General features: G+C 75.0%; 21 protein-coding genes. 12 read left to right on the top strand and 9 right to left on the bottom strand.

The genetic code is table 11. From position 1 onward, the window contains the following. The first annotated feature begins 334 nt into the window (after nt 1–334). The 3 genes from NXY84_RS14150 (at nt 335) to holA (ending at nt 4,456) form a co-directional block, all read left to right on the top strand. Nucleotides 335–1,471: a ComEA family DNA-binding protein gene (locus tag NXY84_RS14150; protein WP_258723717.1), complete on the top strand. Its 1,137-nt coding sequence runs from the start codon at nt 335–337 to the stop codon at nt 1,469–1,471. A 490-nt stretch (nt 1,472–1,961) separates the two neighbouring features. Beyond that, nucleotides 1,962–3,320 (top strand): ComEC/Rec2 family competence protein, encoded by a 1,359-nt coding sequence (locus tag NXY84_RS14145; RefSeq protein WP_258723716.1) that lies wholly within the window; start codon nt 1,962–1,964, stop codon nt 3,318–3,320. Between the two features lie 107 nt (nt 3,321–3,427). After that, the gene (holA, locus tag NXY84_RS14140; RefSeq protein WP_396126232.1) at nt 3,428–4,456 is read left to right on the top strand and encodes a DNA polymerase III subunit delta; all 1,029 of its coding nucleotides are present in this window, start codon (nt 3,428–3,430) and stop codon (nt 4,454–4,456) included. Here the strand turns inward: holA and NXY84_RS14135 are convergent. Both NXY84_RS14135 and NXY84_RS14130 read right to left on the bottom strand, forming a co-directional pair. Further along, complete coding sequence (locus NXY84_RS14135; protein WP_258723715.1) at nt 4,439–5,209, bottom strand: EAL domain-containing protein; 771 nt, start codon at nt 5,207–5,209, stop codon at nt 4,439–4,441. The genes holA and NXY84_RS14135 overlap by 18 nt on opposite strands. Before the next feature lie 131 nt (nt 5,210–5,340). Then, entirely contained in the window at nt 5,341–6,081 is a 741-nt protein-coding gene (locus tag NXY84_RS14130; protein ID WP_258723714.1) for an EAL domain-containing protein, read from the bottom strand. 210 nt (nt 6,082–6,291) lie between these two features. Between NXY84_RS14130 and NXY84_RS14125 the strand changes: the two genes are divergently transcribed. Together NXY84_RS14125 and NXY84_RS14120 are read left to right on the top strand one after the other, a co-directional pair. After that, nucleotides 6,292–6,432, top strand: a complete 141-nt coding sequence (locus NXY84_RS14125) for a hypothetical protein (RefSeq protein WP_258723713.1) — start codon at nt 6,292–6,294, stop codon at nt 6,430–6,432. Between the two features lie 137 nt (nt 6,433–6,569). Continuing rightward, nucleotides 6,570–7,898 (top strand): helix-turn-helix domain-containing protein, encoded by a 1,329-nt coding sequence (locus NXY84_RS14120; RefSeq protein WP_258723712.1) that lies wholly within the window; start codon nt 6,570–6,572, stop codon nt 7,896–7,898. 181 nt (nt 7,899–8,079) lie between these two features. Here the strand turns inward: NXY84_RS14120 and rpsT are convergent, their stop codons facing one another. Beyond that, on the bottom strand, nt 8,080–8,340 hold the full coding sequence (rpsT, locus tag NXY84_RS14115) for a 30S ribosomal protein S20 (RefSeq protein WP_034628951.1): 261 nt from the start codon (nt 8,338–8,340) through the stop codon (nt 8,080–8,082). 141 nt (nt 8,341–8,481) lie between these two features. Continuing rightward, on the bottom strand, nt 8,482–9,165 hold the full coding sequence (locus tag NXY84_RS14110) for a type II toxin-antitoxin system PemK/MazF family toxin (protein WP_258723711.1): 684 nt from the start codon (nt 9,163–9,165) through the stop codon (nt 8,482–8,484). Between the two features lie 82 nt (nt 9,166–9,247). On the opposite strand from NXY84_RS14110, the gene NXY84_RS14105 reads away from it, so the two are divergent. From NXY84_RS14105 to NXY84_RS14095, 3 genes are read left to right on the top strand one after another with little or no spacing between them, the layout of a single operon-like run. After that, nucleotides 9,248–10,825 (top strand): circularly permuted type 2 ATP-grasp protein, encoded by a 1,578-nt coding sequence (locus NXY84_RS14105; RefSeq protein ID WP_258723710.1) that lies wholly within the window; start codon nt 9,248–9,250, stop codon nt 10,823–10,825. After that, nucleotides 10,819–11,748, top strand: coding sequence for an alpha-E domain-containing protein (locus NXY84_RS14100; protein WP_258723709.1), 930 nt, complete (start codon nt 10,819–10,821; stop codon nt 11,746–11,748). Before NXY84_RS14105 ends, NXY84_RS14100 begins: the two co-directional genes overlap by 7 nt. Continuing rightward, the gene (locus tag NXY84_RS14095; RefSeq protein ID WP_258723708.1) at nt 11,745–12,581 is read left to right on the top strand and encodes a transglutaminase family protein; all 837 of its coding nucleotides are present in this window, start codon (nt 11,745–11,747) and stop codon (nt 12,579–12,581) included. The genes NXY84_RS14100 and NXY84_RS14095 overlap by 4 nt, the downstream gene beginning before the upstream one ends. Before the next feature lie 69 nt (nt 12,582–12,650). On the opposite strand, the gene NXY84_RS14090 is transcribed toward NXY84_RS14095, so the two are convergent. Both NXY84_RS14090 and NXY84_RS14085 read right to left on the bottom strand, forming a co-directional pair. Then, complete coding sequence (locus NXY84_RS14090; protein WP_258723707.1) at nt 12,651–14,765, bottom strand: putative bifunctional diguanylate cyclase/phosphodiesterase; 2,115 nt, start codon at nt 14,763–14,765, stop codon at nt 12,651–12,653. Between the two features lie 227 nt (nt 14,766–14,992). Continuing rightward, the gene (locus tag NXY84_RS14085; RefSeq protein ID WP_258723706.1) at nt 14,993–15,691 is read right to left on the bottom strand and encodes a maleylpyruvate isomerase family mycothiol-dependent enzyme; all 699 of its coding nucleotides are present in this window, start codon (nt 15,689–15,691) and stop codon (nt 14,993–14,995) included. Between the two features lie 102 nt (nt 15,692–15,793). Here NXY84_RS14085 and lepA point away from each other — a divergent pair, with 102 nt between their 5' ends. Both lepA and hemW read left to right on the top strand, forming a co-directional pair. Beyond that, nucleotides 15,794–17,662 (top strand): translation elongation factor 4, encoded by a 1,869-nt coding sequence (gene lepA / locus NXY84_RS14080; protein WP_183295110.1) that lies wholly within the window; start codon nt 15,794–15,796, stop codon nt 17,660–17,662. Then, nucleotides 17,659–18,897: a radical SAM family heme chaperone HemW gene (gene hemW / locus NXY84_RS14075; protein ID WP_258723705.1), complete on the top strand. Its 1,239-nt coding sequence runs from the start codon at nt 17,659–17,661 to the stop codon at nt 18,895–18,897. Before lepA ends, hemW begins: the two co-directional genes overlap by 4 nt. A gap of 97 nt (nt 18,898–18,994) precedes the next feature. On the opposite strand, the gene NXY84_RS14070 is transcribed toward hemW, so the two are convergent. After that, the gene (locus NXY84_RS14070) at nt 18,995–19,489 is read right to left on the bottom strand and encodes a DUF4870 domain-containing protein (RefSeq protein ID WP_258723704.1); all 495 of its coding nucleotides are present in this window, start codon (nt 19,487–19,489) and stop codon (nt 18,995–18,997) included. Then, nucleotides 19,486–19,860 carry a DUF4870 domain-containing protein gene (locus NXY84_RS14065; RefSeq protein ID WP_258723703.1) on the bottom strand — a complete coding sequence of 125 codons (375 nt, stop codon included), beginning with the start codon at nt 19,858–19,860 and terminating at the stop codon, nt 19,486–19,488. Before NXY84_RS14065 ends, NXY84_RS14070 begins: the two co-directional genes overlap by 4 nt. A 189-nt stretch (nt 19,861–20,049) precedes the next feature. On the opposite strand from NXY84_RS14065, the gene NXY84_RS14060 reads away from it, so the two are divergent. Then, nucleotides 20,050–20,754 (top strand): hypothetical protein, encoded by a 705-nt coding sequence (locus NXY84_RS14060; RefSeq protein ID WP_258723702.1) that lies wholly within the window; start codon nt 20,050–20,052, stop codon nt 20,752–20,754. 27 nt (nt 20,755–20,781) lie between these two features. On the opposite strand, the gene NXY84_RS14055 is transcribed toward NXY84_RS14060, so the two are convergent. After that, nucleotides 20,782–21,648 carry a DUF3097 domain-containing protein gene (locus NXY84_RS14055; protein ID WP_258723701.1) on the bottom strand — a complete coding sequence of 289 codons (867 nt, stop codon included), beginning with the start codon at nt 21,646–21,648 and terminating at the stop codon, nt 20,782–20,784. 200 nt (nt 21,649–21,848) lie between these two features. Here NXY84_RS14055 and NXY84_RS14050 point away from each other — a divergent pair, with 200 nt between their 5' ends. Further along, a complete protein-coding gene (locus tag NXY84_RS14050) occupies nt 21,849–22,988 on the top strand; it encodes an EAL domain-containing protein (RefSeq protein WP_258723700.1) in 1,140 nt (379 codons plus the stop codon). Nucleotides 22,989–23,184: the final 196 nt, after the last annotated feature.

The raw sequence follows: 23,184 nt of genomic DNA, 5'->3' as shown, positions 1-23,184 counted from the left end.
GGGCACCGTGCGACCGCGGTGGCCGGAGCTGCGCGTCGTGGACGGGCGTGACTCGCGCCACGCGCGCGGGACCGGTGCCCCTGCGCCGGCGGACGGACGGCCGGGTCCGGGCGACGGTCCGGAGGCGCGCGTGCGCGGTGTGGCGGTCGACGGCCGCGCGCGCGTGGTCGGCGTGGCCTCCGACGGACACCCGTCGTCCCACCCGGACGGCGGCGATCATGCCGGGGGCGAGCGCGCGGCGTCGGCAGCGTGGAGCGCGGCCGGCGAGCAGGGCGGAGGTCGACGGGCGCTGGACGGGCTGCGCGAGGCCCCACTCCGGCGGCGCGGTCTCGAGGTGGCGGGCGGTGCGGACCCCGACGCGCAGGCGGAGCAGGACGAGATGGTGGGTCCGGACGCGGAGCAGAACGAGACGCTGGGTCCGGACGCGGAGCAGAACGAGACGGTGGGTCCGGACGTGAGCCGCAGGCCCGGGCGCGGACCGACGCCGGGTTCGGGTGCGAGACAGGGCCCCGGCGCCGCCTGGGAGCCGGAACCGGGCGGGGAGCCGCTACCTGAACCGGGTCCGGGATGGGTCGACGATCCCGAGGCCCTGTCCGGGACCACGACGCGGGCCCGGGCCGAGGGGTTCGATGACGGCACCCTGGCGGGCGCCGAGGACGTCGTCCGGCGGGTCGCGACGGGACGGCTCGCTCGTGCGCGGGACGAGTACGCCGGCCGCTACGGCTCGCCGCTCGAGCGCGAGCACGAGGTCGGCGCCGGAGCAGCAGCGCGGCGCTGGGCCGTGCCGACGCGGCTCGGGCTCGTCGCGGCGCTCGCGGTGGCCCTCGTCGCGGGCGTCGTGGTCGCCCGCGCGGCGCCCGCGCTCGTGCCGCAGGTGGGGCACGCGGTCGAGCTCCCGGAGGTCACCGGAGCGCCGGGGGCGACCGGTGAGGTGGTCGGCGCCGAGCCGGAGCCGGACGCCGCGACCGGCGCCGACGTTGCGGGCGGCGCCGATGCCCCGACCGGTGCGGGGACCGCCGCCGGATCCGCCGAGCGCGCCGGTCAGGTCGTCGTGCACGTGGTGGGGCAGGTCGCGCAGCCGGGGATCATCGAGCTGCCCGAGGGCTCGCGCGTGTCGGACGCCCTGACGGCGGCAGGCGGTCCGTCGTCGTCCGCGGACCTCGCTGCCCTCAACCTCGCGCGGGTCCTCGTCGACGGCGAGCAGGTCGCGGTCTCCGCCGTGGGGGAGGCGGCACCCGCCGCGCCGGCGGGTCCGGCCACCGACGCCGCGGGGAGCGCAGGGCCGCTCGATCTCAACACCGCGGACGTGACAGCGCTCGACGCGCTGCCGGGCATCGGCCCGGTGCTCGCCGGCCGCATCCTCGCGTGGCGCGAGGAGCACGGGCGGTTCCGGTCGCTCGACGAGCTCGCGGAGGTCGAGGGCATCGGCCCCGCGCTCCTCGAGCGCCTCGCGCCGGCCGTGCGGGTGTGACGTGAGCGTGCCTCTCGACCTGCGGCTCGTCCCGGCGGCGCTCGCCGCGTGGGCGGCGGCGGTGGTCGTCGTCGTGCTGCCCGCGCCGTGGGCACTGGCCGCCGGGATCGCGGCTGGGTCGGTGCCGCTCGGCGTCGCTGTGCGTGCCCTGCGGGCCGTGCGTGCCCTGCGGGCCGCGCGTGCTCTGCGGGCCGTGCGCCGCGCGGGAACCACGCGCCCGGGACCCCGTGCCGCCACCGGGTCGGTCGACAGCGCCGTGTCGCCCGGCCCGGGCCCTGACGCCGGCCCCGGCCCCGGCACCCTCGCACGTCCCACCCGACCGCAGCGCCGCTCGGCCGCTGCACCTCCGACCCGACCGCAGGGCCGCTCCGGCGCTGCACCTCCGACCCGACCGCAGCGCCGCTCCGCCGCTGCACCTCCGACCCGACCGCAGCGCCGCTCCGCGGCTGCACGTCGCACCCGGCGCTTGCACCGCTGCGCCGCCGGCCAGGTGGTGCTGACCTGCGGTGTCGTCGCGGGCGTGCTGCTCGCCGGTGCGAGCCAGCTCGCGGCCCGGGACGCCGGCGACCTCGACGGGCTGGCCGCCTCCGGCGCGACCGTGACCCTCACCGGCACGCTCACCTCCGAGCCCGCCCGCGTCCGGTCCGGGCCGCCCGACGCCCCGCCGCGGTACCGCGCGACGCTCGCCGTCGACGACGTCGGGACGCGGGGCGAGCACCGGGCGGCGTCGGCGCCCGTGACCGTCCTGACCGGGTCCCCGTGGCCGGGCGTCTCGTACGGCGCCCGGGTGGTGGTGCGCGGTCGGCTGGCGCCCGGGACACCGGGGCGCCGCGCGGTGGCGCTGCTGCAGGCCGGCGGGACACCCGCGCTGGTCGAGCCACCGGGCGGCGCGCTCCTCGCGGTCGACGCCGTGCGGTCCGGGCTCCGTGACGTGTGCGCCGGGCTGGGTGCGGACGCGCGCGGGCTCGTGCCGGGGATCGCCGTCGGCGACACGTCCGCGCTGCCGGACGACCTGGACCGGGCGATGCGCGACTCCGGGCTGACGCACGTGACCGCCGTCTCGGGCGCCCACTTCTCGATCGTCGGCGCGGGCGTGCTCGTGCTCACCGGAGCCGCCGGGCTGCCGCGCCGCGCACGGGCCGCGGTCGTCTGCGCGGTGATGCTCGGGTTCGTCGTGCTCGTGCACCCGGGGCCGAGCGTGCTGCGCGCGGCGGCGATGGGCGCGGTCGGGCTGGGGGCGCTCGTGCTCGGCCGACCCGCACGGGCGGTCCCGGCGCTCGCGGCCGCGGTCGTGGTGCTCCTCGTGGCGGACCCGTGGCTGGCACGCGAGCTCGGCTTCGTGCTGTCCGTCGTGGCGACGTCCGGGCTCGTCCTGCTCGCGGGCCCGCTCGCGCGGCGGTGGTCCGGATCGGCGCGGGCGCCGGTCGCGTACGCGCTCGCGGTCCCGGTCGCGGCGCAGAGCGTGTGCGCGCCGGTCGTGCTGCTCCTGAGCCCGGCGGTCGCGCTGTACGCGGTCCCGGCCAACGTGCTCGTCGCGCCCGCGGTGGCGCCCGCGACCGTGCTGGGCCTCCTCGCGGCGCTGGTGTCGCCGTGGTGGCACGCCGCGGGGGTGATCCTGGCGGAGCTGGCCGGCCTCGCGTGCTGGTGGATCGCGACCGTGGCGCGTGTCGCGGCGGCGCTGCCGGGCGCCCAGGTCGCGTGGACGCCGGGCGTCGTCGGCCTGGTCCTGCTCGCCGCGGGCACGGCCGCCGGGCTCGCCCTGCTCCTGGGCCGCCCACCGGGGGACGTCGACCACGGGGTGGGCACCGCGACGGAGCGCGTGCCCGGGCGCCGTAGGGCCAGCACCTGAGCGGCACACGCGTCCGGCGCCGGCCCCGTGCCCGGTGCCCGAGGTCGACGCCGGGCACCCGTCGCGCTGTGCGTCGGGACGTGGGTCCGGCATGGCAGGCTGGTCGCGTGCCGACCCCGACCCGCTCCAGCTCCCGTGCGACCTCCGGCGGACGCCCTGCCGCACCGGGCATCGGCTGGGACGAGGTCGAGCTGGCTGCGGTCGTCCTGGTGGCGGGGCCCGAGGGTCTGCTCGCGGACCGTGCGGTCGAGCGGCTCGTCGCGCTCGCCCGCGAGCGCGACGCCGGCGTGGAGGTGACGCGCCTGGACGCCGCCGACTACGGCACCGGGTCGTTGGGTGTCGTGACCAGCCCGTCGTTGTTCGCCGAGGACCGCCTCGTCATCGTCGAGTCCGTCGAGCGTGCGACGGACGAGCTGCTCACCGACGCGCTCGCGTACGTCGCCGCGCCGCAGGACGACGTGGTGCTCGTGCTGCGGCACGGCGGCGGCCAGCGGGGCAAGAAGCTTTTGGACACCGTGCGCGCCGGGCGCTGGCCCGTCGTGGCGTGCGAGGCGCTCAAGAAGGACTCCGACAAGACTGCGTTCGTCACGGCGGAGCTCCGGCGGGCGAAGCGCCGGGCGGACGCGAAGGCGGTGCGGGCACTCGTCGACGCCGTCGGCAGCGACCTGCGCGAGCTGGCGTCGGCATGCGCCCAGCTCGTCGCGGACACCACGGGCACGATCGGGGAGGCGGCCGTCGAGCGGTACTACGGCGGGCGCATCGAGGCGACCGGCTTCCGCGTGGCCGACGCCGCGATCGAGGGCGACGCGGGGAACGCCGTCGCACTCCTGCGGCACGCGCTCGCGACGGGTGTCGACCCGGTGCCCATCGTCGCGGCGCTCGGGGCCAAGCTGCGCACGCTCGCGAAGGTGGCGGCGGTGCGGGGTCGCGGTTCGGGTGCCGTCCGCGATCTGGGGCTCGCCCCGTGGCAGGTCGACCGTGCGCAGCGCGACCTCGCACGCTGGACCCCCGAGGGTCTCGCGGTGGCGATCAGCGCGGTCGCGCAGGCCGATGCCGAGGTGAAGGGCGAGAGCCGGGACCCGCAGTTCGCGGTCGAGCGGGCGGTGCTCCGCGTGGCCTCAGCGGGCTCGCGCTGACGCGAGCGCGGGCGCGGCCGCGCTCGGTCCCACCGGAGCGGGCTCCGCGCCGGGCAGCACCACCGTCGGGGCGAGCACGTCGCCCTGGAGGAGGGTGAAGCCCGCCGTGACGCAGGCGTCGAGCGCCTCGGTGGTCTCGAGGTGCTCGGCGACGAGGCGGGCGCCGAACCGGGACGCGAGCTCGAGGAGCGGCCTCCCGTGGCGCACGAGGTCGCGGTGGTCGATCTTGACGAAGTCGGCGAAGGGCAGCAGGCGCAGCTGGTCGGGCAGGGCGACGAAGTCGTCGACGGCGATCCGGAACCCGGCGGCCCGGAGCCGGGCGACGCCGGCAAGCACCTCGGCGTCGACCTGCACCGACTCGACGACCTCCAGGACGAGCCGGGCCGGGTCCGCGGGCAGCGGGAGCGCGCCGACGAGGTAGGACCGGGTCACGTTGACGAAGGCGGGGCAGCCGGCGGCAGCGATCCCGACGCCGCGGTCGGCGAAGACCGAGTGGAGCACGGCGCCCGTCGCGACGTCCTGCTGCGCGGCGGCCCACCGGTCCACGCCGACGCGCTCGGATGCGAGCGACCGGTACAGGAACTCGTAGGCCCGCGGCGTCCCGTCCGGGTCCGTGATGGGCTGCCTCCCGACCGGGATGCGCCGACCGACGGCGGCGACGGCGTCGTCAGGACCCGTGGGGCCGCTGCGCTCTGCCGGGGCGTGCCGCCGCCGGTGCGAACGGGGGACGGCGGCGGGCGCTGCGAGGGTCACACCGGATGAGAGCGCGCACATCGCGGATGATGACGCGAGTCAGGACATCTCGCCAGTCGGCCGCCCGGCGCCCCCGTCGTCCCGTGGCTGCGCCGGTCCGGCGAGAGCGGGACCGGCGGTGGAGACCCCGGTCAGCCGACGGGGCGGAGCAGCCGAGCCGCGGAGCGGTCCAGGGTGGCCGACGGCTCGAGCAGGTTCCCCTGGAAGAGGTCGAACCCGAGGTCACGGCTCTGGTGCAGCATCCAGGGGTGCTCGATGTACTCGGCGACGAGGAGCGCGCCGTACGACCGGGCGAGCTCGACGACCGGGCGTCCCTCGACGTCGAGGTCGCGCACGTCGATCTTCACGAAGTCGGTGTGGGGGAGCAGCCGGCGCTGCCCCGGCCGGCTGACGAAGCCGGGGATGGCGACGCGGAACCCGCGCTCGCGCAGCCGCCGCACGCCCGCGATGACCTCCGTGTCGACCTCGACGTTGTCCGCGATCTCGATGACGAGTCGGTCGGGACGGGCCGGCACGGGCAGGTCCTGGACGAGGTAGGCGCGCGGGAAGCGCACGAACATCCAGCGACCGTGGGCGACCTGCTCGAGGTCCGCGCGGCCGAAGGTCGCCCGCAGGACGTGCGCGGTCGCGCGCTCGTGCTGCAGCTCGGTCCAGGTGGCGTGGTGCGGCGCGGGCTGGCCGCCGGTGCCCGGCGGGCGGAACGAGAGCTGGTAGGCGAAGGGCCGCAGGCGCGGCGAGAAGATCCCCTGCCGCCCGACGAGCACGCGCTCGCGAGCGAGGTGCTGCGCCCAGTCGTGCCGCGCGCTGTCGGAGATCGCGTCGTCCACCGCGGCGGCGAGCTGTGCCGCCAGTGCGTCCTTGTCTCCGGTCATGACAACTATGACACCATAACCATCCCTGACTTGACACTCCTCCGATCGGCTGAACTGCGACGACGCCGGGGAATCCGCGCTGCCCGATTCGGGCGGGTCACTCGATTGGGCGGAGCTGTGCCAGAGCCCTGTGAAAGGGGCGACTCGGCGCTCGGGATCGGTCATGATAGACGTGACACGCAGTCAATCAGTTATGACAGGAGCCTTCCCATGTCGTCTTCGCTCAAGGCCGTCGCCGCCCTCGCCCTCGCCGCCGCGCTCTCCTTCTCCGCCGCGGCGTCCGCGCACGCCTCCGAGGTGAGCCTCATGTCCGGCGGTGCCACGGGCTGCTGCCGCATGAACATGAACTGAGCAGCTCACGCCGTCTCGCCGGCTGAGCCAGCGACCGGCGTGGTAGCGGGCGCCCCATCGTCCGCTACCACGTGGTCGGAAATTCGCCCGCTGTCAGGGGCGGTAATTCCGGGTCGTCACAGGTACAGTGACCGACTATGACGACGATCGCTGACCGGGTCCGGCAGGCGCGGCTCGCTGCGGGGCTCTCCCAGACCGCCCTCGCGGGCGACTCCTTCTCGCCCAGCTACATCTCGCTGATCGAGGCCGGGCGTCGTGAGCCCACGGACTCCGCGCTCACCGTGCTCGCGCAGCGGCTGGGGTCGACGGTCGAGTACCTCAAGCACGGCGACGACGGCCCCAACGAGGCCCGCGCCCGGCTCGAGATCGACTACGCGAAGCTGGACCTCAGCGCCGGCGAGCCCGCGGGCGCCCGGACGCGCATCTCCGCGATCGACCTCACCAGCGTGACGAACGCCGTCCGCGTCGAGGCGCTCATGACCCTGGCGCGCGCGCACGAGGCCCTCGGTGACCTCGAGTCCGCGGTGGCCATCCTCGAGCCGCTGCTCGACGACGCCCGTGCCCGGTCGCACAACCTCGACTCCGCGGCCATCGCGACCGGGCTCGTCGCCTCGTACCTCGAGGGCGGCGACATGCACCGCGCGGTCGAGGTCGGCGAGCGCATCCTGAACGAGCTCGAGGCCGGCGGCATGTCCGGCACCGACGAGCACCTGCGCCTGGCGTCGACGGTCCTGTGGGCCTACGTCGAGCGCGGTGACCTCCTGTACGCGACGCACCGCGCCGCGGAGCTGGTCCGCCAGGCAGAGGCGCTCGGCAGCCCGCGCGGACGGGGCAGCGTGTACTGGAACGCCGCGCTCGTCGCCGAGCAGCGCCGCGACTACCCGCTCGCGCAGCGGTACACCGAGCGCGCGCTCGCGCTGCTGGGCGAGGGCGAGCTCGGTCGTGACCTCCCGCGCCTGCGGCTCAACTACGCGTGGCTGCTCCTGCGCAGCGAGCCGGCCGAGCCGCACGAGGCGCTGCGCCAGCTCGACCGTGCGCTGCCCGACCTGCTCGTGATCGGCTCCGAGATCGAGCTCTCGCGCGTCGACGTGGAGCGCTCGCGCGCGCACCTCGTGCTCGGTGACCTCGACGTCGCCGAGGCCAGCGCCCGTGAGGCGCTGCGACGGCTCGGCGACCAGCCGCGTCTCGAGACCGCGGTCGCCCAGCTCGCGCTCGGTGACGCGCTGCACGCCCGGGAGGACGTCGCCGGCGCGGCGCGGGCGTACCGCTGGGCGGCGGACATGCTCGGCATGATGTCCGCGACCCGGCAGTCGGCAGCGGCGTGGCGCGAGCTCGGCGACCGCTTCCTCGGCCACGGGGACGTGGCCGGCGCCGCGCACGCGTTCGACCGCGCACTGCGCGAGGCAGGTTTCCGACCCACGGTCCCGGCGACGCTGCGGGAGGCATGGACCGCCGCAGCTGGCTGAGGCCCGTCGGGTCGGAGAGAACGAAGGCGTCGCCCCGCAGGGGGGGTGACGCCTTCGTCGCGTCCGGGGCGCGCCCCTCGGCGTCACGGTTGCCCGGGCCGGACGGGGACAGCGGGTACGACGAAGGCGCCGGCCCTGGACGGGCGGCGCCTTCGTCGTACGGTGCGCTGAGCGCGAGGTGTCAGAGCGAGCCGACGGCCTTCGCCAGAGCGGACTTCTTGTTCGCCGCCTGGTTCTGGTGGATGACGCCCTTCGAGGCGGCCTTGTCGAGCTTCTTCGACGCGCTGACCAGCGCGACCGAGGCGGCCTCCTTGTCGCCACCGGCGACGGCCTCGCGGACGCGGCGCACGTGCGTCTTGAGCTCCGACTTGACGGCCTTGTTGCGCAGGCGCGCCTTCTCGTTGGTGCCGATGCGCTTGATCTGGGACTTGATGTTTGCCACGTGTGGACTTTCTGGTGTGTCGCCTGAGCGTCGGATAGGTCGTAGAGGGCCCGTCTGGTTCCGGGACTGGGGCGTGGGGACACCCGCGGAGAGGAACTGGACCAGTGCCCGCCGACCTGGGCGGACACGCGATTTACTATCTTACCAGCCGTGGTGCTCCGCGAGCGAGCCCGTGACCCGGTCGAACTGTGCGCGCTGCATCACGGCGCCCTCCCGGCGCACCGCGTCCGGGTCGACGCGGAGCACGCGGTCGAGGCGGACCTCGCTCGGGCGGCGCCGGGAGTCCCAGTCGCCCGCACCGATGTCGAGCCACACCCGACCCCAGCGCGCCTCGTCGGCCGCGTCGCGCGAGTGGTCCTTGCTCGTGAGCATGAGCCCGAGGAGGTCCGGCCCGTCGCGCCCGACGAGGAGCACGGGGCGGTCCTTGCCCTGCGACGGGTCGTCCTCGTAGGGGACCCACGTCCACACGATCTCGCCCGGGTCGGCGCGGCCGTCGGGGTCGGGGGAGTACTGGGGGCGGACGACGCCGGTGTAGTCGCCCTCGGGCCGCGCCGCGGACCGTTCGCGACCCGACCGAGGGGCCGGCGCGGGCTGGGCGCCGCGGCCGGCGTCCCCGCCGCCGCGGGCTGCGGTGCCCCGGTCCGCTGCCGGACGGTCCGCGGTGGTGCGGGTCCGCCGGAGCGGAGCGCGCCGGGCCGGGGGCTGCGTCGCGGAGCCGGACGTGCCGCCCCGGCCGGACCCGCTCCCGGACGCCCCAGGACCGCCGCCGGACGTCACGGCGCGCAGCACCGCATCGAGCACCCGCACCCACGTCCGTCCGCGCACGGGGGAACCCTACCGGCGGGCCACGGCGTGGCGCGGGGCGCCCGTAACGCGCCGGACCCACGGCGCCGTTAGGGTCCGGATCATGGCGGACGTGTTCGACGACTACCCGGCCGGGGCGGCCTGGGACGAGATGCTCGACGGCGTGGGCGGGGTGCGGCCGGCGTACGAGCACGTGCACTCGTCGCTCGCCCAGCTCTCCGCCGCCGAGCTGCGCGCACGCGCCGACACCCTGGCCCGCTCGTACCTCGCGCAGGGTGTCACGTTCGACTTCGCGGGCGAGGAGCGGCCGTTCCCGCTCGACGTCACGCCGCGCGTGCTGACCGGCGCCGAGTGGGACCACGTCGCGCCGGGGGTCGCGCAGCGCGTCCGTGCGCTCGAGGCGTTCCTCGCGGACGTCTACGGGCCGCAGAAGGCCGTCGCCGACGGCGTCGTGCCGCGCGGGCTCGTCGTCTCCTCGACGCACTTCCACCGCGCCGCCCGGGGCATCCAGCCGCCCAACGGGGTCCGCGTGCACGTCTCCGGGATCGACCTCGTGCGCGACGAGGTGGGCAGGTTCCGGGTGCTCGAGGACAACGTGCGCGTGCCGAGCGGCGTGAGCTACGTGCTCTCGAACCGCCGCGCCATGGCCCAGACCTTCCCCGAGCTGTTCGCCGCGCTGCGCATCCGCCCCGTGCAGGACTACCCGCGGCGCCTGCTCGCCGCGCTCACGGCCGCCGCGCCGCACGGCGTCGACGACCCGACCGTCGTCGTGCTGACCCCGGGCGTCTACAACAGCGCGTACTTCGAGCACTCGCTGCTCGCGCGGTCGATGGGCGTCGAGCTCGTCGAGGGCCGCGACCTGTTCTGCGCGGGCGGGCGCGTGTGGATGCGCACGACGCAGGGACGCCGGCGCGTCGACGTCATCTACCGCCGCGTCGACGACGAGTACCTCGACCCGGTCGCGTTCCGGTCCGACTCGCTGCTCGGCAGCCCCGGCCTCATGACGTGCGCGCGGGCGGGCACCGTCACGATCGCCAACGCGGTGGGCAACGGCGTCGCCGACGACAAGCTGGTCTACACCTACGTCCCCGACCTCATCCGCTACTACCTCGGTGAGGAGCCCGTGCTGGCCAACGTCGACACCTGGCGGCTCGAGGACCCCGGGGCGCTCGAGGAGGTGCTCGACCGCCTCGACGAGCTCGTCGTGAAGCCGGTCGACGGCTCGGGCGGCAAGGGGCTCGTCGTCGGGCCGCGCGCGTCGCGCGCCGAGCTCGCGGCGCTGCGCGACCGGCTCGTCGCGGACCCTCGCGGGTGGATCGCGCAGCCGGTCGTGCAGCTCTCGACCGTCCCGACGCTCATCGAGGACCGGCTCCGGCCGCGGCACGTCGACCTGCGCCCGTTCGCGGTCAACGACGGCGACTCCGTGTGGGTGCTGCCGGGCGGTCTGACGCGCGTCGCGCTCCCCGAGGGGCAGCTCGTGGTGAACAGCTCGCAGGGCGGCGGCTCGAAGGACACGTGGGTGCTCGGCGGTGCGCTGCCGAGGCGTGCGCAGCCGGCGGGCGACACGACGCCGCAGACGGTGCCGGCGTCGTCGTCGGTGCCGATCGACGCGAACCCGCACGACCTGCGGGCCCAGGTCATGCAGCAGCAGCAGGCGCAGGACGGGGTGGGCACGTGCTGAGCCGGATCGCGGAGTCGCTGTTCTGGATCGGCCGGTACATCGAGCGTGCGGACGACACCGCCCGCCTGCTCGACGTGCACGTGCAGAGCCTGCTCGAGGACCCGTGGGCCGAGGAGGACCTCGCGTGCCGCTCGCTGCTCTCGGTGATGGACCGCCCCGCGCCCCCGGCGGGCGTCGCGGTGGGCCGGGAGAGCGTGCTCGACATCCTGGCGTACGACCGCCGGGCCCCGAGCGCGATCGCGGGGTCGCTCGTCGCCGCGCGCGAGAACGCCCGGCGCGCCCGCGAGATCATCTCGACGGACCTGTGGGAGTGCCTCAACACGACGTGGAACCAGCTCCCGTCGCACATGCGTCCCGCGCGGCCGCACGACTACTTCACCTGGGTGCGCGAGCGGGCCGCGGTCGTTGCGGGGCTCATGGACTCGGTCACGTCGCGCGACGAGACCTGGCAGTTCATGGTGCTCGGACGCTCGATCGAGCGCGTCGACATGACCGCGCGCCTGCTCACGACGCGCGCTCTCGTCGGGGCGACCGGGCCGAGCTGGCAGACGCTGCTCCGCTCCTGCGGCGCGCACGAGGCCTACCTGCGGACCTACCGCGGCATCGCGTCCGACGAGCGCGCCGCGGGCTTCCTGCTGCTCGACCGGCTGTTCCCGCGCTCGCTCGTGTTCGCCCTCGGGCAGGCCGAGTCGTGCCTCACGGCGCTCGAGCCGGTCACGAGCCGCGCGAGCGTCGACGACGCGCTGCGCCACCTGGGCCACGCGCGCGCGAGCCTCGAGTACCGCCCGCTCATGGAGGTGCTCGACGGGCTCCCCGAGGAGATGGAGCGCGTGCAGCGCGCGTGCTCGGCGGCGAGCGACGCGATCCGCGCGCGCTACTTCCCCTCGGGGCACGTCACGAACTGGGTGGGGGAGGCGCTGTGAGCCGGCTGCACGTGGTCCACACGACGTCGTTCCGGTACGCGAGCCCGGTCACGGCGTCGTACAACGAGGCGCGCATGACGCCGCTGTCGCAGCCGGGGCAGTCCGTGCTCGAGACCCGGCTCGAGGTCCAGCCGCACACGTGGATGTCCGAGCACCGCGACTACTGGGGCGCGCACGTCACGGTGTTCGAGGTGCTCACCCCCCACGAGTCGCTCGTGATCACGTCCGAGCACCGCGTCGAGATCGCCCCGCGGCGCGACGTGCGCTCCGAGACGACGTGGGAGCACCTGCGCAGCCCCGAGCTGCGCGACCACCTGGCCGAGTTCCTCGCGGACACCTCGACGACGCAGGCGCCGCCCGAGGTCGCCGAGCTCGCGGCGCGCGTCGCAGAGGGGCTCGAGCCGTCGCAGGCCGCCGTCGCGGTGTGCGCGGCGCTGCGGGACGAGCTCGAGTACGTCCCCGGCGTCACCGCGGTGCACACCCCGGCGAGCGAGGCGTGGGCGGCGCGCACGGGCGTGTGCCAGGACATGGCGCACCTCGCGGCGGGCGCGCTGCGCAGCATCGGGATCCCCGCGCGGTACGTCTCGGGCTACCTGCACCCCGTGGCCGACGCGATCGGCGAGACGGTCGTCGGCGAGTCGCACGCGTGGGTCGAGTGGTGGTCCGGCGAGTGGCACCCGTACGACCCGACGAACCGCACGGTCGCGGGCGAGCGGCACGTGGTGCTCGCGCGCGGGCGCTCGTACGACGACGTGCCGCCGCTGCGGGGCATCTACGCGGGCGCCGGCACGATCGACCTCGAGGTGCAGGTGCGGATCACGCAGGAGGCCTGACCCCGGGCGCCGGCGCGGGCCCGGTCCGGCGGTGCGGTCACCGCGAGGGCCGGACCGCACCGCGCACGCTCAGAACGCCGTGTCGACCGCCGGGAACAGCGCGCTCTCCGCGACCGCGTGCCCGAACAGCCAGCCCTGGCCGTGCGTCCACCCGTGGCCGAGCGCGAGCGCCCACTGCTTCTCGGTCTCGATGCCCTCGACGACGCCGTGGCTGGACAGCGAGTCGACGAGCGCGGCCATCGCGGTGCTGATCCGGTCGCACGCCGCGCCGTCGCCGAGCCGCACCGTGAAGGAGCGGTCGAGCTTGAGCCCGCTGACCGGGGTCGAGAGCACCGAGGTGAGCGCCGAGAAGCCGGTGCCGAAGTCGTCGAGCAGGAGCTCGACGCCGAGCGCGGCGAGCTGCTCGAGGTCCTCGCGGGTCTGCTCGGTCGCCTGCAGCACGCCGTTCTCGGTGATCTCGATGCCGAGCCGCGAGGCGGGCACGTCGTTCTCGCGGAGCACCTGCGCGACGAGCGGGGCGAGCCCTGCGTCCCGGTCGTCCGTCGCGGGCGTGCCGCGGCCGAGCTGGCGGGGCGAGACGTTGATGTAGACCTTGCCGGGCAGCTCGGGGTGCCGGGCGAGGAACTCCACGGCCTCGCGCAGCACCCACCCGCCGATCCCGTTGATCAGGTCCGACTCCTCGGCGATCTGCACGAACTCCCCGGGCAGGAGCAGGCCCCGACGCGGGTGCATCCAGCGCACGAGGGCCTCGTACGCGACCGTCCGGCGGGTGTCGAGCTCGACGACCGGCTGGTAGTGCAGCAGGAACTGCCCCCGGTCGATCGCGGTCCGGAGCTCGGTCTCGACCGAGAGGCGGCGCAGCGCGTCGCGGCGGTAGACGTCGTGGAAGACCTCCCAACGCGAGCGCCCGGCGTCCTTCGCCACGTACAGGGCCGTGTCGGCGTCACGCAGGACCTCCTCCGCGACCCCCGTCCCGTCGTTGACGGTCAGGCCGGCGCTCAGGCGCGGCACGACCTCGTGACCGTCGATGTGCAGCGGGAGCTCGACGGCGGCGAGCAGCCCGTCGAGGAGCTCGCCGGCGTGCTCCGCGGAGTCGACGCCCTCGAGCACCACGACGAACTCGTCGCCGCCGATGCGGGCCACGGTGTCGCCCGCGCGCACGGCCGCGGTCATCCGCTCCGCGACGGCCTTGAGCATCCGGTCGCCCGCGTCGTGCCCGAGCGAGTCGTTGAGGCGCTTGAAGTGGTCGAGGTCGGCGAACGCGACGGCGACGAGGCTGCCCGACCGCGCGTGCTGGGTCAGCGCGTGCGCGAGCCGGTCGAGCAGCAGGCTGCGGTTCGCGAGCCCGGTCAGGTGGTCGTAGAGCGCGCGCCGCTCGAGCTGCTCCTGCGCGAGCCGCATCTCGGTGACGTCCTCGATCTGGTTGACGAAGTGCACCGGCGAGCCGTCGCCGTCGCGCACGATCGAGACCGTGAGCCGGGCCCACATCGTGTCGCCGCCGGGCGTCAGGTAGCGCTTGTCGATCTGGAACGAGTCGAGGCTCCCGTCGAGCAGGCGGGCGCCGTGGGCGAGGTCGGTCTCGAGGTCGTCGGGGTGCGTGATGTCCTCGAACGACGCGCCGACGAGCTCCTCGCGGGTGCGCTGCAGACCCTCGGTCAGCGCGCGGTTGACCTCGAGGTAGCGGCCGTCGAGCGACACGATCGCCATGCCGATCGGGGCGTCCTCGAACGTGAGCCGGAAGGTCTCCTCGCTGTGCCGCAGCCGCTCCTGCGCGTGCTGCTCGCCGGTGACGTCCGTGAGCGTGACCATGCACCAGACCTCGTGCTCGACGGGGACGAAGGGGATCGCGGTGGCGCGCAGCCACAGCGGGTGGGGGGAGCCGCGCCGGACCTTGATGGTCGCCGACGCCGGCTGGTTCGTGGCGCGGGCGAGCGCGACGGGCAGCTCGTGCGCCGGGAGGGGTGCCCCGTCGGGGCCGACGGCGTCGTAGTCGAGCGACGCGAGGTCGAGCCCGAGGAGCTGCTCCCGGTCGAGCGTGAGGATCGTCTCCGCTGCCTCGTTGACGTCGACCACGACCCCGCGGGCGTCGCAGATGAGGACGCCTTCCTGGAGCGCGTCGACCATCGCGTCGGGCAGGCGGACGCCACCGAGCGACACGGGTCGCGGCGGGTTCGTGCCGAGCATGCTGCCTCCAGACAGGGTCGACTCCCCATCGGCAGGTACGTGCGCTGCGTGAGCAGATCCGAGCGCGTGGTGCTCCCCGGGCGCGTCGTCCGGTGCTGGCGCCGTGTTCGGCACGTCGTGCTCCCCTTCCCCCCGTGCGCCGCGCAGCGACCTGGGTAGCGCGCGGCACACCCAGAAGCATGACGCACGTACGGCGCCTGCCTGGACGGACACCCGTCCGGGACGGGTCAGGGGACGAGCGGCTGGGCCAGCACCCCGTCCAGCGCGGCGGCGTCGCCGGCGACCGCGAGGTGCGGCCCGCCGGGCGTGCGCCGACCCCACAGGAGCAGCGCGAGCGACTCCGCCGACCCCGCGACCGCGGCGCGCGGGGCGACGCCGGCGGGCCCGAGGCGCCACTCACGGCCCGCGTCGAGCGCCGTGAGGTCGACGGGGACGTCGAGCGCCGGCATCCGGTGCAGGCGGACCTGCCGCGGCTGCATCACGTGGACGACCTCGTCGACGGTGTCGGCCCACACCTCGGGTGCGGCCTCGACGCCGAGCCCGCCCGCGGTGCGCAGGTCCCACAGGTGCACGAGCGTCTCGTGGAGCTGTCGCCGGCGCCAGAACGACGCCGGCCCGGGGCCCTCGAGCGTCCGCCCGGGTGCGTCGGGGCCCAGCGCGGCGAGGGTCGCGGCCACCTCGTGCGCGCACCGCGCGTAGTGCTCGGCGAGCGGCACCGACCCGCGCTCGAGCGGCTCCTCGTCCTGCCCGCGCGCCATCGCGGCGGCCCAGTGGTGGATCCCGGCGAGGTGGTCGACGAGGTCCGCGACGTCCCAGCCGCCGCACGAGCGGACGGGCGCGTCCGCGGGGACGAGGGCGATCGTGTCGAGGAGCTCGCGCTGCACGAGCCCGAGGAGCGCCAGATGGTCGAGGTCGGCGTCGGTCATGGGACCATGGTGGCGGGCCCGGTCGACCATCGGGGCCCGAACCCAGCCCCCCGTCGAAGCCGGAGCGAACCCGAGTTGTCCCCGATCCCAGCCGCCGCGGGCATGCAGCGCATCCAGCCGGCGGCCACGCCGCCCGAGCTCCTGCGCAACTTCTGCATCATCGCGCACATCGACCACGGGAAGTCGACGCTCGCGGACCGCATGCTGCAGGCCACCGGCGTCGTCGACGCACGCGCGATGCGTGCGCAGTACCTCGACCGCATGGACATCGAGCGCGAGCGCGGCATCACGATCAAGTCGCAGGCCGTGCGCATGCCGTGGGGCGTCGCCGACGCGTCCGGCGTGGTGCAGCCGTTCGCGCTCAACATGATCGACACCCCCGGCCACGTGGACTTCACGTACGAGGTCTCGCGGTCGCTCGCGGCGTGCGAGGGCGCGGTGCTGCTCGTGGACGCAGCGCAGGGCATCGAGGCGCAGACGCTCGCGAACCTGTACCTCGCGATGGAGAACGACCTCCAGGTCATCCCGGTGCTCAACAAGATCGACCTGCCGGCCGCGCAGCCCGAGAAGTACGCCGAGGAGCTCGCGAAGCTCATCGGCGGCGACCCCGAGGACTGCCTGCGCGTCTCGGGCAAGACGGGCCAGGGCGTCGAGGCGCTGCTCGACCGGATCGTCGAGCTCATCCCCGCACCGACCGGTGATGCGGACGCCCCGGCGCGCGCGATGATCTTCGACTCGGTCTACGACACCTACCGCGGCGTCGTGACGTACGTCCGCGTCGTCGACGGGAACCTCAACCCGCGCGAGAAGATCGCGATGATGTCGACGCGCGCGACCCACGAGCTGCTCGAGATCGGCGTCATCTCGCCCGAGCCCGTCGTGACGAAGGGCCTCGGGGTCGGCGAGGTCGGCTACCTCATCACGGGCGTGAAGGACGTGCGCCAGTCCCGCGTCGGCGACACGGTGACGAACGCGAGCAAGCCCGCGACGCAGGACCTCGGCGGCTACCGCGACCCGAAGCCCATGGTGTTCTCGGGCCTGTACCCGCTCGACGGGACCGACTACCCGGTGCTGCGCGACGCGCTCGACCGCCTCAAGCTCAACGACGCCGCGCTGGTCTACGAGCCCGAGACGTCGGTGGCCCTGGGCTTCGGGTTCCGCGTCGGCTTCCTCGGCCTCCTGCACCTCGAGATCGTGCGCGAGCGGCTCGAGCGCGAGTTCGACCTCGACCTGATCTCGACCGCGCCGAACGTCGTCTACGACGTGACGCTCGAGGACCGCACCGTCGTGACGGTCACGAACCCGAGCGAGTACCCGGGCGGGCGGATCATGGAGGTCCGCGAGCCGGTCGTGCGCGCGACGATCCTCGTGCCGAGCGAGTTCATCGGGGCCGTCATGGAGCTGTGCCAGACGCGGCGCGGCGACCTCCTCGGGATGGACTACCTGTCCGAGGAGCGCGTCGAGATGCGCTACACGCTCCCGCTCGCCGAGATCGTGTTCGACTTCTTCGACCAGCTGAAGTCCAAGACGCGCGGGTACGCGAGCCTCGACTACGAGCCCAGCGGCGAGCAGGCCGCCGACCTGGTCAAGGTCGACATCCTCCTGCAGGGCGAGCAGGTCGACGCGTTCAGCGCGATCGTGCACAAGGAGAAGGCCTACGCGTACGGCGTGATGATGGTCGGCAAGCTCAAGGACCTCATCCCGCGCCAGCAGTTCGAGGTCCCGATCCAGGCCGCGATCGGTGCCCGCGTCATCGCTCGCGAGACGATCCGCGCGATCCGCAAGGACGTCCTCGCGAAGTGCTACGGCGGCGACATCACACGCAAGCGCAAGCTCCTCGAGAAGCAGAAGGAGGGCAAGAAGCGCATGAAGACCATCGGCCGGGTCGACGTGCCGCAGGAGGCCTTCATCGCGGCGCTGTCGTCGGAGGCCGCGGGCAGCAGCGTGAACAAGGACGCGAAGAAGAAGTGAGCCCGGCGCTGCCGGTCGGCGACGCCGCACCGGGTGACGGCGCGCTGCCCGCCTCGGTCCGCGACGGCGCCCACGACCGGGCGCTCGGCGTGTACCTGCACGTGCCGTTCTGCACGGTGCGCTGCGGGTACTGCGACTTCAACACGTACACGGCGAGCGAGCTCGGCGGCGGCGCGAACCAGGCCTCCTACGCGTCGACCGCCCTGACCGAGATCGCGCTGGGCGCCCGGGTGCTGCGGGACGCCGGCCTGCCCCCGCGGGCCGTCTCCACCGTGTTCGTGGGCGGGGGGACCCCGACGGTGCTGCCGGCGCGGGACCTCGTGCGGATGCTCGACGGCATCCGCGACGCCTGGGGGCTGACGCCGGACGCCGAGGTCACCACGGAGGCCAACCCGGACTCGGTGACGCCAGGGGCACTCGCCGAGCTCGCGGCCGCGGGCTTCACGCGCGTGTCGTTCGGGATGCAGTCCGCGGTGCCGCACGTGCTCGCGACGCTCGAGCGGACGCACGACCCCCGGCGGATCCCCGACGTCGTGCGCTGGGCCCAGGACGCCGGGCTGCGCGTGTCGCTCGACCTCATCTACGGGACGCCGGGGGAGTCGCTCGGCGATTGGCGGGCGAGCCTCGACGCCGTGCTGGCCACCGGCGTCGACCACGTGTCCGCCTACGCGCTGGTCGTCGAGACGGGGACGCGCATGGCCGTGCAGGTCCGCCGCGGCGAGCTCGCGCTGCCGACCGAGGACGACCTCGCCGCCAAGTACGAGCTCGCCGACGAGCTCCTGACCGCCGCCGGGCTCGGCTGGTACGAGGTCAGCAACTGGTCCCGCACGGACGCCGACCGCTGCCGGCACAACCTCGCGTACTGGCGCGGGGACGACTGGTGGGGCGTCGGGCCCGGCGCGCACAGCCACGTCGGCGGTGTGCGGTGGTGGAACGTCAAGCACCCGCGTGCGTACGCCGACCGCCTCGCGCGCGGCCTGAGCCCGGCCGCGGGGCGGGAGACCGTCGCCGCCGACGCGGCGCAGCTCGAGCGCGTGATGCTCGGGGTGCGGCTCGCGGAGGGCCTGGGGCTCGGTGCGCTGAGCGGCGGGGCACGCGGCCGGGTCGCGGGGCTCGTCGCGGACGGGCTCGTCGACGGGCCGGCCGCGCTGGGCGCCGACGGCGAGCGGCGCGTGCTGCTCACCCGGCGCGGGCGGCTGCTCGCGGACGCCGTGGTGCGCACGCTGACCGACTGACCGGCCGGCCGACGACCCACGCACGACGACACCCCGCGCACGACGACGCCCCGCGCACCTCTCGGAGCGCGGGGCGTCGGGACCTGCGGGGTTCAGCTCACTTGATGAGCCGCAGCGTGAGCGGGTAGCGGTAGTACTGGTTCGAGCTCGCGGCCACGGCCGCGAGGATGCCGAAGATCAGCTGCGCGAGCGCGACGACGAAGAACAGCACGAGGCCGATGAAGACGAAGCTCGTGACGAAGCACACCGCGTAGGCGATGAGCAGCGTGATGTGCCAGTTCAGCGCCTCCTTCGACTGGTCCTCGACGTACTGGCCGCGGCCCTTGAAGACCAGCCAGATGACGAGCGGCGCGACGAAGTACGTGATGATGCCGCCGACGTGCGCGAAGATCGCCCACATCCGCTGGTCCGACTCGTTGAGCGGTGCGCCGACGCCGGGGGCGCCGTAGCCGGCCGGCGGGTAGCCGCCCTGGGGTGCCCCGTAGCCGGGTGCGGGCGGGGGCGGCACGGCGCCGGGCTGGCCGTAGCCGGCGGCGGGCGGCGGAGGGACGGCGCCGGAGGGCTGCTGCGGGTTCTCGGGGTTGGTGGTCACTTGATCAGCTCCAGCGAGACGGGGTAGCGGTAGGCCTGGCCGCGCTGCACGGCGAGGTAGCCCTGGATCGAGAAGATGATCGAGACGACCCAGAGGGCGAAGTTGGCGAGCTGCGTGAGCGCCCACAGCGGGTCGATGATCCCGCCGAGGACGGAGAGCGCGACGCCCGCGAGCAGCAGGGTGATCTGGAAGTTGACGGCCTTCTTGCCCTCCTGGTCGACGAACGCGCTGCGCGCCCGGAAGACCAGCCAGATGATGAGGCCCGGGATGATCCACAGGATCCCGCCGAGGTGGGCCAGTCCGGCCCACTGACGGGTCTCCGCGTCGGTGAGCGGAGCGGCGGGGTGCGCCGTGGGCGGGTGGTCACTCATGTCGAGCCTTTCGCGTGAGGGGGTTCCGGCGCGGCGGACGCGCCGATGCGCCGCACACTAGTGGTCCGGCGTGCGGCTCAGGGACAAACCCGGGAAAATCCGCCCACCCGGCCCCGGTCGCGCGCGGCCGGACGGGTGCCGGGACCGTCGTGCAGCCAGGATGGTGCCGCACCCGACCCGAGGAGAACGATGAGCGACCCCATGCCGGACAGGGGCGTCGAGGACGCCTACGGATACGCCGTCCGGAAGGTCCGCGACCACGCCGGGCCGTTCCTGCTGGCCGCGCTCGCGGCGACGGTGGCGGCCGCGCTGCTGCAGCTGCTCGTGACGCTCGCGGTCGGCCGGGGGGTCGCGCGGTTCGTCGACGCCGTCGCGGGCGAGGACGCGTCCGCGCTCCGGGTGCTCGGCGTCGCGGGCTTCGCGGGCCTCGTACTGCTCCTCGCGGTGACGGGGATGCTCCTCGCGGGGCTCGTGCAGGCCGTGCTGACGCGGGGTGCCCTCGCGGTGACCGAGGGCCGGGTGCCGACCGCGCGCACGTTCGCCGGCGGCGGGCGGACCGGTCAGGTGCTCCTCGCCGCGCTGCTCGTCGCGGCGCTCGCAGGGCTCGGCACGCTGCTGTGCTACCTGCCGGTGCTCGCCGTGATGCTCTACGCGCAGTTCACGCTGCTCTTCGTGCTCGACACGGGGCTCGGACCGGTCGCCGCGCTGCGGTCGAGCGCGACGCTCGTGCAGCGCAACCTGGGGGCGTGCGCCGGCTTCGCGGTCGTCGCGCTGCTCGCGTGCCTCGTCGGGGTGCTCGTGTGCGGCGTGGGCGTGGTGCTCGCCGCGCCGCTCGTGGTGGTCGCGCAGACACACCTGTACCGCACGCTGCTGGGCCGCCCGGTCGCCCCCTGACCGGCGCGACCGGGACCACCGGCGCGCTCAGCCGGTCGTGACGAAGTCGATGAGCTCCTCGACGCGCCCGAGCAGCGACGGCTCGAGGTCCGCGTAGGAGCGCACCGAGCGCAGGATGCGCTGCCACGCCCGCGCGACGTCGGCCTGCTCGTCCGCGGGCCAGCCGAGCTCGCGCAGGACGCCGTGCTTCCACTCCGTGCCGCGCTCGATGGTCGGCCACGCGGTGAGACCGATCCGCTCGGGACGCACGGCCTGCCACACGTCGACGTACGGGTGGCCGAGCACGAGCACCGTGCCGGCCGGGACGGTGCGCATCGCGGCGTCCGCGATCCGGCGCTCCTTCGAGCCGGGCACGAGGTGGTCGACGAGGACGCCGACGCGGCGCTCGCGCGTCGGGCCGAAGTCGGCGAGGGCGTCGGCCAGGTTGTCCACGCCGTCGAGCAGCTCGACGACGACGCCCTCGAGCCGCAGGTCGTCGCCCCAGACCTTCTCGACGAGCTCGGCGTCGTGCTTGCCCTCGACCCAGATGCGGCTGCCGCGCGCGACGCGGGCCTTCGCGTGCGGCACGGCGACCGAGCCGGAGGCGGTGCGCGTCGGGGCCGCGGGTGCGGCCGGACCGGCAGGCGGGAGCAGCTCCACGGGCTCGCCGTCGACCCAGAAGCCGGGCCCGAGCGGGAAGGTGCGGGTCTTCCCCCGCCGGTCCTCGAGGACGACGACGTGCTGCCCGCCGGACTTCTCGACGCGCACGACGGCCCCGACCCAGCCGGTCATGACCTCCTCGACGACGAGCCCCGGCTCGGCGGTCTGCGGGCGTGAGGTGCGGGGGGCGCGGTGGTGCGAGGGCGCCGGCCGGGTGCTCCCGAGGACGTCGTTCCCGTAGCGGTCGTGGGTCACCCGGGCAGCGTAGACGGGGGTCCACGGACGGGCACCGCGCCGTGCGGTGACGGCGCGTCCGGGTGACGGGCGGGTGGCCCGTCCGGGTGGGAGACGGGCTGGTGCGTGACCAGGGAAAACACGTCGGGTCCCGGGGCTCATGTCGCGGAGCTGGACAACCGATGGACAAGGCGGCTGTGACTTACGGGCGAGGGGGAGGCATGACGGCGGTCGTGACGCGCGCGACGGACGAGCTCGACGACCCGGTGTGGGACGACGCGCTCGACCGGGTGCTCGCAGGGGAGGGTGTGCGCCTCGTCGCGCAGCCGATCATCGACGTGACGCACGCGCGGGTCGGCGGGTACGAGCTGCTCTCGCGCTTCGACGGTCCGCCGGCGGCGAGCCCGGACGTGTGGTTCGCGGCCGCGCGGCGCCGCGGGGTCGACGCGCTGCTCACCGCGATCGTGCTGCGCTCGATGCACGCGCTGCGCGAGCGGGGCGTCGTCGACGGCTTCTGCTCGATCAACGTCGAGCCGCACCTCATGGCCGAGCCGGTCGTGCGCGGTGCGCTGTTCGAGCGCGGCCGGCTCGACGGCGTCGTGGTCGAGCTGACGGAGCACGTCGCGGCGCACGACGACGACGCGCTCGGCGACGTGCTCGCAGAGGTGCGGGCGCTCGGCGGGCTCGTCGCGATCGACGACGCCGGGACCGGGCACTCCGGGCTCACCCAGCTCCTGCGCGTGCGGCCGGACATCGTCAAGCTCGACCGCGCGCTCATCACGGGCGTGCACGCCGACCCGGTGCAGCGCGCCACGGTGCGGATGCTGGGCGACCTCGCGGGCGAGATGGACGCCTGGCTCGTCGCCGAGGGCGTCGAGACGCGCGAGGAGCTCGCGGCCCTCATCCACCTCGGGGTCCCGCTCGTCCAGGGCTACGCGCTCGGTCGCCCCGCGTCGGGCTGGACCGGGATGGACGACGAGATGACGGCGTTCGTGCGCGCGACCGCCGCGAGCACCGACCGCGGGGAGCACGTCGTCGGCCTCGTCCGCGTCGCGCAGGTGCTGCCCGCGACGATGGCCCGCCACGCGACCGGTGCGGCCCCCGGCGCCGTCGTGCTCGACGCGCGCAACCGTCCCGCGAGCGTCGTCGTGCGCGACCCGTCCGGCGGGACGCACCTCGCGCCGGCGCTGGTGGTGACGCCGTCCGCGGCGCCGCTCGAGGTGCTGCGGCGGGCGACGGCTCGCGCGGTCATCTGGCGCGGGGCGCCGGTCGTGTGCGTCGAGGCGAGCGGCATCGTGCTGGGCACCGTCGACGTCGGCGACCTCGTCGACCACCTCGTGCAGCGGGTGCCCGCCGCCTGACCGGACGCCTCTGCCGAGCCGGGAGAGCGCACCCACGCGTGTCGGCGTTCCCCCGGAGCGCAGACCGGCGCACCGCGAGCCGCCGGGCGCCCGGGTCGTGGCGCGCGTCACGTGCGCCCGTCCCGCCGCGAGGCAGCGCCGTCCGCCAGGTAGAATTGGCACTCTCGATGCCTGAGTGCCACGCCTGCGCCGGTCC

Source organism: Cellulomonas sp. NS3 (assembly GCF_024757985.1).
Taxonomy (GTDB): domain Bacteria; phylum Actinomycetota; class Actinomycetes; order Actinomycetales; family Cellulomonadaceae; genus Cellulomonas_A.
The sequence above is the reverse complement of the archived record's forward strand: the minus strand, read 5'-3'. Positions and strand labels throughout refer to the sequence as shown.